Genomic DNA, 14,722 nt, shown 5'->3' with positions numbered 1-14,722 from the left:
GCCTGTGCAAACGGTAACGGGTGCATGTTTCGGCCTTAATATGCCAGCTGCTCCGGCGGGAAAATCAGTGTAAAGGTTGTGCCTTCATGTTCTACCGACGACACCTCGATCTGTATATCATGAAAACGGGCGATCGTGCTCACAATGGAAAGCCCCAGCCCGTACCCCTCTCCTTCCGCTCTTTCCACTTTTTTAAACCGGTTGAAGATCGAGGCGATTTCGGCGGGGGGAATGCCCACCCCGGTATCTTCAATCACCAGCCGGTAATCGCTTCCAGGCGTATACCGGTCGTAAACGGCAATGCTGCCCTGGGGTTTGTTGAACCGGATGGCATTGTTGACGAGGTTGTAAATCATCTGGAACACCAGGTCGCGGTTGAGCCCCTGCATCACGGCGTCCGTGGCTATCTGCTGGCGGAAACCAAGCTGCTTTTCATCCTGGCGGTGCCCCAGTTCCTCCATCACTTCGTTCACCAGTTCCTGCATGGAAAAGCGGTCGGATTTGGGGAACTGCTCATTTTCGATACGCGAGATCAATAACAGCGAACGGACGATCTTCTTCAGCCGGTTCAGCGTTTTCATCATCCCCATCATCTGCTGTTGCTGTTCGTCGCTCAGCTCGCCGTCCATCATCAGGTTCTCCATTTTATTCTGCAGGATGCCGACGGGCGTCATCAACTCATGGGACGCATTGGACGTGAATTCCCGTTCCTTTTCGAATGCCTCCCTGACTTTCCCCATCAGGCCGGCCAACGATTCGTCGAGGTACCTGAAATCAGCCGTGGTGGTACGGATAACCGGGATGTCTTCCCGGAACGGGAAACGGTTGTTGAGCAGGCGGGTGCGGATGATGGCACCCAGCGGGCGGAGGAGCAACCGGGTGTACACGAGGTCGAGGAGGATGGTGCTGACGATCAGGCCAATGAGAATGTACAGCGCCATTTTTTGCAGCGGCCGGTTGTACTGCCCGATACTGGCGGTGGTTTTGCCCACTTCCAGGATGTACCGGCTGCTGTCGTAATAAAAAACATGGCTGAGCACGCGGTAGGTGAGCGTATCTTCTTCCACCACACGTCGCAGGGTGGCAATAGTATCGGGCAGGATGATTTTACCGGCGGGCTCCAGGGATATGTATTCCTCCTTCAGCATCGTATAGCTGCCGTAGCTCGCTTCGCCCTGCAGATAGGCATCTATGCCGTTCTGGCCGATCACGTCCAGCACCTTTTTCTTTTGTTCCCGCAGGTAATAATCGTTGTACTGCACAGCGATCCTGTCTACCAGCAAAGGCAGCAATAATACAAACAGCACCACTATGGCCAGTTTGGACAGCGTGATAAACAGTGTGAGTTTGGTAAACAGCTTCACGCTCAGGCTTTTATTTTATAACCGACGCTGCGGATGGTCTGGAGCCATTCCACAGAAGAAAAAGCAGACAGTTTTTTCCGGATGTTCTTGATATGCACATCGATATAATTGGAATCGTAATCATCGTCCGAAAAGTTCCCCCAGATGTGCTCACTCAGCTGCATGCGTGTAAGCGGGCGGTTTTTATGCAGCAGCAGGTAACTGAGCAGGTCGAACTCCTTTCTCGACAATTCGATTTCCGCCTCGTTACAGAACACCAGCCGTTTGGTGAGGTCGATCCGGAAATCGCCCAACGGCACCGTGGAATCCTGCAGCCCGAACTTCCGGCGGGAAATGGCCTGCATCCGGGAATGCAGCTCCAGCAGCGAAAACGGCTTGGGCAGGTAATCGTCCGCGCCCAGGTCGAGGCCCTTTATCCGGTCTTCCAGCTCGCCGCGGGCCGACAAAATAATATACGAGGCACCCGGGCAATTTTTCTTTGCTTCCTCCAGCACCAGCAGCCCGCTTTTATCGGGCAGCCCCAGGTCGAGCAAAATAAAATCGTACGGCCCTTCCTCCATTTTCAGTAGTCCCTGTTTGGCCGTGAAGGCGAGGTCGCATACGTAGAACGACTTTTTCAGAAATGCTTCCATTTCCAATGCCATCGCCCGTTCATCTTCCACGATCAGTACTTTCATGTTATCAAAACTGGTAATAAATGCTGCAGCTGAAAAACGAGTTGGCCGTACCACCCCCTGTTTGCGCGTTTTTATCGAGCACAGACAGCTGGTAGGCCGCTTCGATCATATAATGCGCCCGGTTGTACGCCAGCGGCACCCGCAGGTTGTACGACAGCATGCTGAACCGGGTGGCGGAACTGGTGGTAGTCGTCGTTTCCGTTCCGGTGCCGGGCACATTGAAAATCGGGGGAACAGGAAGGCCGAGGATACTGTCGCGGTACCGTTTCTCCGTCACGTACGTCTGGTAAAACCGCTGGCTGCCGCCGGTGATTTCGACGGCCGGCGTGAGGGTGATCAGATCCTTCCCCTTTGCCAGGCTGCCGAGGCTGATGAGTTTTTCCGTGCTGAAGGTCAGGAACGCATCCTGTTCTTTACCGAAATTATAATCGAGCTGCAGCCCGCTGGTCAAAAAATATTCGTATTGCAGTGAGGCGTTGGCGCTGTGAGGGCTGGCGGCCTGTAAAAACGGCGAGTTGGCGGGATAGAAGGTGTAACTGTACCCCAGATCGGCCGTCAGTTTTTTGGACAGATTAAAGGCTATCCCCGCCCCCGCACTACCGGCGGATACCACCCTGCCCGAATCGTTCAGGAGGCGGAAGGCCGTGCCGGTGAAATAGATGCCGGAGCCGAACCGCAGCGCCGCACTGGCGGCTACGTAGGGCATTGCTTCTTCGGCTTTCTGGCCGTAGTAGCTGGCGTTGTTGGTGTACAGCGCGCCGATCGTGAACGTTGTTTTTTTATCGGCAGCCGCCGCACTGTCGGTCTGCGCATAGGCAGACAGGCTGCACAACCATATGATGGATAATGTCAGAACATATCTCATGTCGGATATTTATTGGTTAGCCGATCAATCCAACCTTCGTTTTGATGATTTTCGGTTTGATGATCCGGATTGGCTTCACCGGCAAAGGCGCCGGTACGGCAATAGGTTTTATTTTTCTTCTCGACTTTGGCACCTCCTTGATGATATCAGGCGGTTTGATTTCTCCCGGTTTTTCATTTGGCTTTTCGGCAGATCTGGCCGGGGCCGGCAGCGAATCCAGCGCAGCCGGAACGGTGTACAGGCCCGGTCCGCGGCCTGAGGCGACAGCGGTACCGGTCAGCAGCACTGCCCCCCAAAACATACACATATAAATTGCGAATCTCCCCATCGGGTATAAAAATAACAGATTTTTGCCGGCGATTACCAGCAAAAATCCGTCCGTTTTTGAAATCAGAAAATACCGAGGCCTGCTCCGCCCACGATGCGGGTGTTCACTTTAACCGGCGCCGCCTGTATCCTTAACGCGTTGTTCACCGTGGCATTCACGCCGTTAGCGGTGTTAAGGCCGGATTTACCGGTATTGATTAACGTGCCCTTAACTTTTTCGGCCTTTGCGCCCGCTGCTGTGCCGGCCTGTTTGGTTGTGGTAATGGCGGCATCGGTTTTCGCGGCGGTTTCGGTTTGAACACCCGTGCCGATGGCAGTAGCGGTTCCGATCGCAGCATTCGTTCGGGTAGCGGCTTTCGTTTGGATATCTGTGCCAGCTTCGATTGCGGCGTTCGTTTGTGCGGCAGCTTTCGTGTGAATATCGTTACCGATGGCCGTTCCGGTCCCGATGGCTGCATTCGTTTGGGAGGCGGCTTTCGTTTGAACGGCCGCACCTGCTTGGATTGTGGCGTTCGTTTGAGCGGCGGCCTCGTTAGCAGCGGTATTGACAACTCCCCCTGGCGCTACTGACACGGTGGCCTGGCCGCTTTGAGCAACTGTTGCATTTGAGGCGGCATTCCCGCTATTGGTTGCGGCACCTCCTTCGGATTTTAATATTGCATTCACATCATTACCGGCATTCCCTGCTACCTGATTCCCGGATATGAGGCCGGCGTTCCCGCCATTCCCCGTGGCATGGCCGTCAACACGGCTGTCGGATTTGATGGTGGCATTCCCGCTGTTCCTGGCGGCATTCCCCTCTACCCGGCTGTCGGATTTGATCTCCGTTTTGGCGCCCGCCTTCGATGAACCCGCACTTACATGGCCTGTTGCCTTTACCGATTGTTTCACTTCCGCCTGCTGGCCGAAGGCCGCACCGGACATCATCAGGGCGATGAACATACATGCTTTTGTTTTCATAATCTCGATTGATGGTTAAGAATTTTTTGATGACCCAAAACTATCACCCGAAGATGAAGCGAAGATGAAAAACGAAAAATGCCCGCTCTGTCGGGAGCGGGCGGTATAATATAAGGCATAAAATCATCAGGCCTGGTCTACCAGCGAGCCGCAGGTGAGGTTCACGATCGCGCCGGTAATGGCACCTGCCTGGTCGCTGGCCATAAAGGCGGCCGTATTGCCTACCTCCAGTAATGAAGGAAGGCGGCGCAGCAGCGGTCCCGTTTTTGCATGTTCCGCCAGCATTACCGCGGGCGTGAGCCCGGCTTGCTCAGCAGCTCCCTTAAATACCTCGTTGGCATGCGAGCCTTTCTCCAGCGCTTCCGGGATTGCATCCGGCCGCAGGCAGATCACGCGGATACCACTGGGGCCCAGTTCCCCTGCCAGGTGCCGGGTAAATCCTTCCACCAGCGCACATGCGGCCCCAAACCCGAGTATCCCCTCCATCGGCAAACGGGACCCCGGTGTGGAAAGATTCAGGTATACCCCGCGCCCTTTTTGTTTCATATGCCGCGTGGTAGCCCTCGCCGTCAGGAAAAGCGTCCGGGCGCCGAACTGAATGGGATGTTCGAACTCCTCCAGCGTCAGTTCATGCAATAGTTTGCCCTGTATATGAAAAGTGCCGGTTGCATTGCAGGCAATATCGATACTGCCCGCTTCCGCCGCCACCGCGGCCGCATGTTTTTCCACGGCATCTTCCTCGGTAAGATCCAGCGCGGCGATGTGCACCCTTCCTTTTTCCGCCTGCAGGCCGGCGGCAACAGCCTCCAGTTTGGGAAGATGACGGGCAGCCAGGTACACCGTAGCGCCTTCGCGCAGAAAGGCCTGTGCAATGGCGCTGCCGATGGCACCGCTACCGCCGTAAATAATGGCGTTCTTATTCTGAAGCAGCATATATAGAAGGTTTTAGACACTACAAATGTAACCGGCATCACCATCGCCGGCCGCCACCAATCATGCCAATTAAAGGGGCAAACGCGACAAGAATGGACGGGCTTTATGGAACCGGGCATATTTCTGCATCCTTGGGAAAACGAACCTTATGATCAGCGCGTTCCGACTCACCTGCCTGTTCCTCTTTACAACGGCCGCCGCCATGGCGCAGATGCCGGTCATGAAAATAAAAAGCCCGGATGCGGGCCAGTCCGTTATCCTTTCGTCCCTGAAAGTAGATGTACAGGTGACCGGCAACATCGCCACCACGGTGATGACCATGCAGTTCCGCAACAACAGCAACCGGGTGCTCGAAGGCGAGCTTACCTTCCCGCTGCCCGAAGGCGTCACCGTGAGCCGCTATGCGCTCGATATCAACGGCCGTATGCGCGAAGCGGTGCCGGTAGAAAAAGCCAAAGCCACCGAAACATTTGAAAGCATCGAACAACGCAGGGTGGATCCCGGGCTGCTGGAAAAAACGGAAGGGAATAACTTCCGCACGCGCGTGTACCCGCTGCCGCCGAACGGCATACGTACCATCCTGATCGGCTACGAAGAAGAGCTCAAAGGCCAGCGCTATCATCTGCCGCTGGATTACAAAGAAAGCATCCCCTCCTTCGATCTCAAGGCCACCGTATGGGAAAGCCTCGCCAAACCGGAGCTCGAAGAAAAACCGGACGGCAGCTTCGCGTTCCGCAACACCAGCGGCCACACGTATATCGCAGACATTCATAAAACCAATTTCCAGCCAGGCAACGCACTGACCATCCATTTACCCAAACAGGCCGACATGGTGGAATCCCTGCTGCAAAAAGCCGGCAGCAGCTATTATTTCCTCGTCAACGCTTATCCGAAGGCACAAAGCCGCCCGCGTAACTGGGGCAACCACATCGGGCTCATCTGGGACGTTTCATTGAGCGGCCTGAAAAGAGACACCAAAAAAGAACTGGCCCTGCTGGACGAAATCATCGGCGAAAAACAAAACCTTACCATCTCCCTCGGCCTGCTGAACAACCGCTTCACGCCGGCCGGCACTTTCACGATCACGAAAGGCGACTGGAGCGCACTGAAAAAAGTACTGGAGAATGTGGTGTACGACGGCGGCACCAATCTTTCCGCCGCACGCCCCTTTGCAGTGGATGAATACCTGCTCTTCAGCGACGGCCTTTCTTCATTCGGCGCGCCGGACATGAAATTGTTCAAACCCGTGCATTGCATCACCTCCGCGCCCCGCGCAGATTACAGCAACCTGAAACTGGCGGCCGCGCAGAGCGGCGGACAGTTCATCAACCTGCAAACGCTATCTGTCAAAAATGCGGCGGAACAACTGAACAAAGAAGTGCTGCACCTGATCGGCATCCGGCAGAACAGTGCGCTGCGCGAAGTGTACCCGTCCCTGCCGGTGCCGCTGGACGGACATGTGTCCATCGCCGGCATTACCGACGATGCGGCCGCTTCCGTTACGCTGCTCTATGGTTACCGCCCCGGTGCCGTAGCCAGCGAACAGACTGTACAGCTGAAAACCGGGGAACCCACCATGGTGAACGTGCACCGCATCTGGGCACAGAAAAAAATCGCCGAAATGGACGTGCGCTACGAACAGCATAAAGAAGAGATCAGCCAGCTTTCCAGGCAGTTCGGCATCGTGACCCGCAACACCAGCCTGATCGTGCTCGAAACGGTGCACGACTATGTGCGGTACGACATCGCCCCGCCGGCGGAGCTGCGCGAGGAATACGACCGGCTCGTCAAACAGCAGCTGATCGCCAAAGAAACCAAAGTGAACGACCTGCTGCAAAAGGCCGTTACCATGGCAACCGAGCTGAAAAGCTGGTGGAACCAGGCTTTCAAACCGGCCAAATCCGGGAAACACTTTCCCCATCCGGATTCCGTTGTAATAGTGGGCAACGGCAATCATGTGATGAGGGAGACTGCACAACTGCGCCGGCAACAAAACGCCGCAGCGGCTGAAATGAAGATGGAGGAGTCCGTTGCTGCGTCTGTGGCGGCCCCCAGGGCGGAACGGGAAGCATCCGCCGACAGATTGGCCGACCAGGTAATGATACGGGGCGTTGCCTCCGGTTATATCAATACGGACAAAACAAAAGACAGGCAAAAAGTCGCCATCGAAACCGCTGCCTTTAAAAGCGACCAGGTGTATATGAAAGGGCTCGAAGGGGCCACCCCTGCCGCCGCCTATCAGCACTACCTTTCACAGCGCGACGCCTATAGCACCACCCCGCGGTTCTATTTCGATATCGCATCGTGGTTTTACGAGGCGAACAGGAAAGACACCGCTCTTACCATCCTCAGCAGCATCGCAGAGCTCGACCAGGAAAATGCGGAGCTGTACAAAATGATGGCCTACAAGTTGAAAGAAAACAAACAGTATGAGGAGGAAATTTTCGTGACCCGCAAAATACTCGAATGGCGTCCCATGGATCCGCAGAGTTACCGCGACTATGCCCTGGCGCTGGAAGACGGCTGTTATTACCAGCAGGCGCTCGATACCCTGTACAGCACGTTGCTCCAGTCGTACACCCGCGAAGCGTCACAGCGCGATGCCGGTATCGAGGAAATCATCATCACCGAGATCAATCATCTCATCACCCTGCACAAGCGCCGCCTGAACCTCGCCAAAATCGACAAACGCCTCATCGCATCGATGCCGGTAGAAGTACGGGTGGTGATCAACTGGAATAAAAAGAACACCGACATCGATCTCTGGATAACCGATCCCAGCGGCGAAAAGTGTTTCTACAGCAACCCGCGCACCGAAGCCGGGGGGCGTATCAGCAACGACTTTACGGATGGCTATGGCCCGGAGCAGTTCATACTTAAAAAGGCCCTGAAAGGACGGTACACGATCGAAACCAACTTCTTTGGTGAAAGCCAGGTAACCATTACCGGGCCCACCACTGTGATGGCGGAAATATACACCCGTTACGCCGGCGGTGAAGAGAACCGGAAAGTGATCACCATGCAGATGCCGGCGGCGGGTAAAGAGGGAGTTTTCATAGGCGCTTTCAGTTTCTAATAACGTGCGTATGACCTGTGGGAACGGAAAAGGGCCCCGCTGTTGCAGCGGAGCCCTTCCCTTTTTTATAATGGCAGCTAGTTTTTCAGCAGCATCTCGATCTGCAGCTTCAGTTTGGTTTCCACTTCGGGCCCCTCAAAACCGATATTGCTGAACTGAATGTTACCGTCTTTCCCGATGAGATAGGTGGCGGGAATGATGTTGAATTTGAATTTATCGCCCGCTTCGGGGTCGGTATTGTAATACACGGGGAAGGTGTATTTCTTGTTGCCGCTCCAGCCCTGCGCGTCGGCCAGGGTGTTGCGGGCGCCGCTGTTGACCACCATAAACACCACATCTTTCCGGTCGCGGTACTGGTTGTACACTTTTTGCAGGTACGGCATTTCCTCCATGCAGGGGATGCACCAGGTAGCCCAGAAGTCGATCACCACCACCTTGTTTTTTAAGGAAGCGGGATCAACGGGTTTTCCTTTCAGGTCCGTGAACTGCATCACGGGAGCCGGTCTTGGCGCACGCATCTTCGCCACTTTTTCGAGCATGGCCTTTTCGCGCAGCGCCTGTAGCTCCTGGAGGCGTACCCTGTTATTGGTTTTATTGAAAAACACGGCCACGTTGTCGAGCGTTTCCTTATCCCCGGAAATCTGCATCGCCTCCGTCATGCGCGCATCCGCGTCCTTCATGCGGCCCTGCTGCATGTCGATAAGGCCGAGCATCGACAGCAGGTTGCCTTTTGCTTTGGCGGTCACGGCTTTGCGGGTGCTGTCGTCTACATGCGGGTAGATGTAACCGGTTTCCGGAAAGAAGCGAATCACCCCGGCCGGGAATTTATCCGCCATCGCGAGTGCCCGCGCAGCGTAGGCGCGGGCGGTGTCGGGCATCAACTGGTTGTCGAGCAGGGTTTGCGCGATGTTTTTGAGTGTATTCGGATAATAGGGGCTTTTATCGTTGGCGGCCACCTTGCGGGCATGCAGCACCGCTTTGGCGCCGTTCTTCCGGGCGGCGTAATAGTCGAACAGCTTATCGTGCATGGCGGAAAAAGCGCCGGCATTTTCCGCGGTCTCTTTTTTCAGTGCAGCCAGAAACAGGTCAATCTGTTTGGCCGTGTCTTTGCCTTTGGCGATGTAAGCCGTCCACAGGTCGCGGCCCATATCCGACTCCGGATAACGTTCGCGCACCACCTGGCGGATGGAATCGAGGCGGCTGTTTTCGCCGATGATCAGGTAACCCATCGTCACCTTGTTCATGTTGCCGGGCACGGTAGGCGCGGCATAGAACTTATCGGCGATCACTTTGTGCGCCTGCGCCCGCAGCGTTTCTTTTTCAGCGCCCGTTGCCGTACTGATCCGGTATTGCAGCAACCGGAGCTTCGCTTCATAATTATCCGGGTAACGCTGCAGCTCCGCGGCGTACTGCTCCGCCTGTCTGGCGGCCAGCAGCGGCGATTTGCCCATTTGCGCGCTGAGGCTGTAGCCTTTGTACAGGAGCCCGTTTTCAACGGGTACCTTATTGTTGTACACCGCTACCTCGTAATGTTTCCCTGCACCGGGCCTGATCACGGAATCGCCCGCCTGCAGGTAGAAGGTGGCAAAGGTGGCGAAGTCCGCCAGTTTGAAGGAGGTCGTCCATTGGTTGCCCTGGGGCTCCATGGGCATCTTCCAGGCCAGGTCGTAAAAGTTGGAATAGCTGAACATCAGTGTTACCGGGCCTTTCACCGGCGCGGCAGGGGCATAGGAAACAGTAACCGTCTGCCCTCTTTCGGGGAATTCGGGAGAAATGGTCACCTGTGCCCTGGCTGTGGTGATGCCCAGTAAAATGATGCAAGCAATGATTATCCGTTTCATAAATCAGTTATAGCCCTCGTTCTGGGTAAGGTGAATATTTGAAGCACGCGCGGAAGCCGGGATGGGATAGCGCACATCCGTGTCCTGCCATTTGTCGCCCCTGATTGCCTTCATCACCACCGGCGCACGGCCGGTGCGTTTCAGGTCGAACCAGCGGTGGCCCCATTCAGCGAACAGCTCCATCTGCCTTTCTTTTTCCGTAGCCAGCAGCAAAGCCGCTTTGTCGAGCGAGGCAGGCAACACGGGCAGTTCGGCGCGCTTACGGATGGAGTCCAGGTCGGATCGCCCTTCCGTAAGTTTGTTCTGCTGTATGCGCGCTTCGGCGCGTATCAGGTATTGTTCCGCCACACGCATCACCATGGAGTTTTCCGTGATAGCGCCGCTGGCATTGGTGCGCACTTTGTATTTGTACGGGAAATAATAAATAACGGCGGTTCCCGCAGCGTTTTTCCGGGTATCTACCCAGCTTTTGTACCGCCGGTCACCGGGCTCGAATTTGTGGATAAGGTTCACCGAATCGAGGCGGAACAGCGCAGTGCCGGTGGCTGTAGCGGGCACCGAAGTGAAACCTTCCCAGGTATTGCGGCCGCCGCTCACATTGACGGATTGCAATTGCCAGATGGCTTCTTTGCTTTCAGCCAGAAACACCGCGTTTGGATCCGGCAGTAGCGCATAACGGTTATTGCCCAGTACGGCGCTGGCTTCGGCTTCGGCTTCGGCCCATTTTTGCGTGTAGAGATAAGCCCGCGCCAGTAATGCAGTGGCGGCGGCCTTATTGGGACGCGTGCGTTTCCCGGCGGGATAATCGTCCGCCATCAGGCCCTTGGCCCTTTTCAGATCGTTGATGATCGTATCGTAAACCACCGATGCTTTTTCACGGGGTTTTATATTGTTGACCTTGTAATCCGTCGATAAGATCAACGGCACATCATCGTACATGTTCACGAGATAAAAATGCATGAACGCGCGCATGAAATACGCCTCACCCAACAGCTGGGAGCGCACTGACGCAGACAGTGCCGGCGCGGCGGTCAACCCTTCGATGCAGGAATTGGCCTGGTAAATGAACCTGTATTGGTCTGCCCACATGCTTTCTACATAAGAACTGCCGGCCAGCAGGGCATTGTTCGAAAACACGTCGTAGTTGGCAAACGCGGAAAAATAATACACTTCGCCGGCCAGCATGCCGTTCAGGTAACTCATCAGCACGTTGGCGTACTGATAGTTCAGGGCGTTCATGGTGGAATACATACCCACTACTGAAGCAGTGGCCGTTTTATCGTCGCTGAATACAAGGCTGCTCACCATTTCGTTTTTCGGCACCGGTGTGTCTACGAACTTTTTACAAGCCGCGGCGGATGTGAGCAGAATGCCTATGAATAATATATGAAGATGCTTCATGGTAATGCTTTTAATTCGTTTATAAAGTCAGTTTCAACCCGGCGGTGATCGTTTTCATCGGCGGCATGGCAAGGCCTTTCGTTTCCGGGTCGAAGCCGTCGTAATTGGTGATGGTCAGCAGGTTCTGACCAGACACCACCACGCTGAGATTATTCACTTTATACTTCTGCAGCAGTTTGGACAGGTTGTATCGCAGCGCCAGGTTTTTCAGGCGGATGAAGGAGGCGTCGCCCCACACCGCGGAAGACAGGCGGTAATAATCGTACATCGAATTGCCGGGTGTAGTGGCGGCTTTCGGAATGCTCACCTGGTCGCCTTTCTGCTGCCAGCGTCCCAGTGCGCTTACATCTTTATTATACATCACGCCATATGCCAGCGAAGAATAGCCGTAATTCAGCAGCTGCCCTTCCTGCTTCACGAACTGGAACAGTACGTCCAGCTCCAGCCCTTTATAACTAACGGTGTTCTGTAAACCGCCGAAATAATCCGGCATCGTTTTACCCAGAATACCGTAATCGATGTTTTCCTGCGGAGTGGCGCCGCCGCTGGGACGCAGCACTTTGGCTACGCCGGTTTCCGGATCAATGCCGTCGAAAATGTATCCTTTTACGATGGAAAGCGATTTGCCGACCACGTAGATGTCTTTATAGGTAGAGGTTTCGATACCGGGATATTCCATCAGCTCATTTTTATTCACCGACAGGTTCAGCATCGTTTTCCATTCGAAATGTTTTTTGCGGACGTTCACGGACGTGATATCAAACTCCCATCCCGTGTTCAACACCTTGGCCGGGAAATTAGCGGTGATGGAGGTAAAGCCCACCTGCGACGACAGCAGGAAAGGCACCAGCTGGTTGCCGGACACGTTCCGGTAGAAGTTGGTATTGAACAACAGCCTGTTGGCGAAGAAACCCAGCTCCAGCCCTACTTCCAGCTTTTTATTCTCTTCCCAGCGGTAGCCGCTGTTCGGCAGGCGGGAAGGCACGGTGCCCGGCTGGCCGTCGTACGGGAATGAGCTCGACGTCCAGCTTTCGAGATAACGGTAATCGCTGATGCGGTCGTTCCCCGTTACGCCGGCGCTGCCTCTCAGTTTACCAAAGCTCAGCACGGCATTGTTTTCCAGGAAACCTTCGTTGGAGAATACCCATGCCGCACCCACGGCACCGAAATTGCCGAAGCGGTTATCCGGGCCGAAGCGGGTGGACCCGTCGCGGCGGAAGCTGGCATTGACGATATACTTTTCGTCCCAGTTATAAGTAATACGGCCGAAACCGGAAGTATAGCGGTAAAAGCTGTAAACAGACGGAAAGATGGGCGTGAGTTTGCCGGCCGACCGGATGTCTTCCAGCACGGCGTCGCTCGGGAAGTTCTCCGCATTGATACGGTAGCCCTGGCGCACATCTTCCTGCCAGGTGGCGCCCGCCAGCAACTGCAGTTCCCCTTTACCGATACGGCGTGTGTAATCCACCTGCGGCTCTATGATCCAGGAAGCCACATCGCCGTTCCCGAAATAGCTGAAGCTCCCGGTACTGCTGAGAGGGTTCTGGGAAATGGAAGGATAGGTCTGCACCTGCTTCATGTCGGTTTTGGTATACCCGAGGTTTACTTTCACGTTCAGCCCGGGCAGGATGGTATAACGCACGGTGCTGTTGGCGATCAGGCTGTTGGTGCGGGTGTCCGAGGTGCGGTGCATAATAGCCAGCGGGTTGAGGATGTTGGTGCCGAACCAGTAGTATTTTCCCGTAGCGTCATACAGCGGGTAATTGGGCGCCAGGTTATAATAACTCGTGATATCGGTAGGAATGGATTTATCACGGATGGTGCTGTAATTCACGGAAGCCGTTACCTGGAATTTACCATCGAGGCCGGTATGGTCGAAGCTGAGGTGCGAACCGACCCTTCTGAAAGGAAGGCTGTTGGGCATCACGGAAGTTTGCTGGTCGTAGGTGCCGCTCAGCATAAAGCTAGTCTTCTCCGTGCCACCCGATACGGAACCGGATACGTTGGTGAAATTGGCGGTGTTGCCGATCATCATCTTCTGCCAGTCGGTATTGGCCTCCTGGCTCCATTTGGTGAGATCGGGCGCGGTATTTTCGTCGGGCGTTTTGCCTTCGTTGGCGAACGCTTCCTTGCGCATTTTGATATATTCCCCGGTGCCCAACATGTCCAGCATGTTCGACACTTTGCTGGCGCCGCTTAACACATTGAAATTAAAACGGGTGCTGCCGGCCTTCCCTCTTTTGGTCGTGATCAGCACTACCCCGTTAGCGCCGCGGGAACCATAAATGGCCGTGGCGTCGGCATCCTTGAGGATGTCGATGCGGTCGATATCGTCGGGGTTGATGCTTGCCAGCGGGCTCTGGTTGCCATTGGCGGAGGTGAACTGGTTGAGCGGTTCGGATACGAACGGCACCCCGTCCACGATATATAAGGGATCATTTTTTCCGTCGATGGAGTTGCGGCCGCGCAGCATCACGTTGTAGCTGGAGCCGGGCAGGCCGTTCGAGGAGGTAATCATCAGGCCGGGCACGCGGCCCTGCAGGGCGGCCAGCGGATCCAGGACAGGCTGGTCGGCGATGTCTTTACTCTGCACGGTAGAGATGCTGCCGGTATTTTTGCGGCGGATGGTGGAACCATAACCGATAATCACGGCCTCGTCGAGGGCATTGATGGCCGGTTTCAGGAAGATGGTGATCGGCCCGAAGTTGCCGATGAATGTTTCCTGCGGCTCGTAGCCAATGTAGGTGAATATCAGTACGCTGCCGGGGCCCGCGCCATTGAGCACGAATTTCCCGTTGGCGTCCGTTACCACGCCTTTGTCGGCGCCTTTCACTTTCACGCTCACGCCGATCAGCAGCTGGCCGTCTTTATCTTTTACGAAACCCGTCAGCGGTTGCCGTTGCTGCGGCGTTTCCACGGGCGCGGGTTTCCGTTTCAGGAAGATCGTTTTGTCCTTGATCGTATAATCCAGCGGCTGGTTGCTGAATACTTCCGCCAGGAATGCCTGCAGCGCAAGGTTCCGGGCCTGGATGGTCACCGGCCTGGTAGCGGTCAGCATGTCCCGGTCGTAAAAGAACAGGAAGCCGGTCTGTTGTTTCACCGTGGCGAACACTTCTTCCAGCGGCGCGTTTTTAAGGGATGCTGATACCGATTGCGCGTGCGCTGCCGCGGAAACCCTGAGGCAGCCTGCAATCATCAGTAGTACCGTTAGTCTCATCATTCGTACGATTTTGGTTCGCAGAAAAAGTGATTTGGTTGGTTGCAGCCCCGGTATAGCT

At 55.2% G+C, this 14,722-nt stretch carries 10 protein-coding genes; 1 reads left to right on the top strand and 9 read right to left on the bottom strand.

All coding sequences use genetic code 11. The annotated features are described in order from the left end of the window. Window positions 1–35: 35 nt before the first annotated feature. The 6 genes from EGT74_RS11830 to EGT74_RS11805 all read right to left on the bottom strand — a co-directional run bounded on the left by EGT74_RS11830 (window position 36) and on the right by EGT74_RS11805 (window position 5,126). On the bottom strand, window positions 36–1,364 hold the full coding sequence (locus tag EGT74_RS11830; protein WP_123846704.1) for a sensor histidine kinase: 1,329 nt from the start codon (window positions 1,362–1,364) through the stop codon (window positions 36–38). Window positions 1,365–1,366: 2 nt separating this feature from the next. Continuing rightward, the gene (locus tag EGT74_RS11825; protein ID WP_123846703.1) at window positions 1,367–2,041 is read right to left on the bottom strand and encodes a response regulator transcription factor; all 675 of its coding nucleotides are present in this window, start codon (window positions 2,039–2,041) and stop codon (window positions 1,367–1,369) included. Between the two features lie 4 nt (window positions 2,042–2,045). Next, window positions 2,046–2,906, bottom strand: a complete 861-nt coding sequence (locus EGT74_RS11820) for a hypothetical protein (RefSeq protein ID WP_123846702.1) — start codon at window positions 2,904–2,906, stop codon at window positions 2,046–2,048. A 16-nt stretch (window positions 2,907–2,922) separates the two neighbouring features. Next, window positions 2,923–3,276 (bottom strand): hypothetical protein, encoded by a 354-nt coding sequence (locus EGT74_RS11815; RefSeq protein ID WP_123846701.1) that lies wholly within the window; start codon window positions 3,274–3,276, stop codon window positions 2,923–2,925. 20 nt (window positions 3,277–3,296) lie between these two features. Next, window positions 3,297–4,193, bottom strand: a complete 897-nt coding sequence (locus EGT74_RS11810; protein WP_123846700.1) for a hypothetical protein — start codon at window positions 4,191–4,193, stop codon at window positions 3,297–3,299. A 126-nt stretch (window positions 4,194–4,319) separates the two neighbouring features. Then, window positions 4,320–5,126 (bottom strand): SDR family NAD(P)-dependent oxidoreductase, encoded by an 807-nt coding sequence (locus EGT74_RS11805; protein ID WP_123846699.1) that lies wholly within the window; start codon window positions 5,124–5,126, stop codon window positions 4,320–4,322. A 148-nt stretch (window positions 5,127–5,274) separates the two neighbouring features. On the opposite strand from EGT74_RS11805, the gene EGT74_RS11800 reads away from it, so the two are divergent. Further along, window positions 5,275–8,202 carry a VIT domain-containing protein gene (locus tag EGT74_RS11800; RefSeq protein ID WP_123846698.1) on the top strand — a complete coding sequence of 976 codons (2,928 nt, stop codon included), beginning with the start codon at window positions 5,275–5,277 and terminating at the stop codon, window positions 8,200–8,202. Window positions 8,203–8,279: 77 nt separating this feature from the next. On the opposite strand, the gene EGT74_RS11795 is transcribed toward EGT74_RS11800, so the two are convergent. Genes EGT74_RS11795 through EGT74_RS11785 form a run of 3 tightly spaced genes read right to left on the bottom strand, consistent with a single transcriptional unit; the run spans window position 8,280 to window position 14,664 of the window. Beyond that, a complete protein-coding gene (locus EGT74_RS11795) occupies window positions 8,280–10,043 on the bottom strand; it encodes a TlpA family protein disulfide reductase (protein ID WP_123846697.1) in 1,764 nt (587 codons plus the stop codon). A 3-nt stretch (window positions 10,044–10,046) separates the two neighbouring features. Further along, window positions 10,047–11,444, bottom strand: a complete 1,398-nt coding sequence (locus tag EGT74_RS11790; protein ID WP_123846696.1) for a RagB/SusD family nutrient uptake outer membrane protein — start codon at window positions 11,442–11,444, stop codon at window positions 10,047–10,049. Between the two features lie 19 nt (window positions 11,445–11,463). Further along, on the bottom strand, window positions 11,464–14,664 hold the full coding sequence (locus EGT74_RS11785; RefSeq protein WP_158618101.1) for a SusC/RagA family TonB-linked outer membrane protein: 3,201 nt from the start codon (window positions 14,662–14,664) through the stop codon (window positions 11,464–11,466). Window positions 14,665–14,722: the final 58 nt, after the last annotated feature.

The sequence above is a fragment of the Chitinophaga lutea genome (assembly GCF_003813775.1).
GTDB lineage: Bacteria > Bacteroidota > Bacteroidia > Chitinophagales > Chitinophagaceae > Chitinophaga > Chitinophaga lutea.
This window is presented reverse-complemented; position numbering and strand designations above follow the sequence as displayed.

What these genes read in the sequence shown, in the direction of transcription:
- EGT74_RS11825 (WP_123846703.1), bottom strand. Translation starts at nt 2,041, where the DNA reads ATGAAAGTACTGATCGTGGAAGATGAACGGGCGATGGCATTGGAAATG.
- EGT74_RS11795 (WP_123846697.1), bottom strand. Translation starts at nt 10,043, where the DNA reads ATGAAACGGATAATCATTGCTTGCATCATTTTACTGGGCATCACCACA.
- EGT74_RS11790 (WP_123846696.1), bottom strand. Translation starts at nt 11,444, where the DNA reads ATGAAGCATCTTCATATATTATTCATAGGCATTCTGCTCACATCCGCC.
- EGT74_RS11805 (WP_123846699.1), bottom strand. Translation starts at nt 5,126, where the DNA reads ATGCTGCTTCAGAATAAGAACGCCATTATTTACGGCGGTAGCGGTGCC.
- EGT74_RS11810 (WP_123846700.1), bottom strand. Translation starts at nt 4,193, where the DNA reads ATGAAAACAAAAGCATGTATGTTCATCGCCCTGATGATGTCCGGTGCG.
- EGT74_RS11785 (WP_158618101.1), bottom strand. Translation starts at nt 14,664, where the DNA reads ATGATGAGACTAACGGTACTACTGATGATTGCAGGCTGCCTCAGGGTT.
- EGT74_RS11800 (WP_123846698.1), top strand. Translation starts at nt 5,275, where the DNA reads ATGATCAGCGCGTTCCGACTCACCTGCCTGTTCCTCTTTACAACGGCC.
- EGT74_RS11820 (WP_123846702.1), bottom strand. Translation starts at nt 2,906, where the DNA reads ATGAGATATGTTCTGACATTATCCATCATATGGTTGTGCAGCCTGTCT.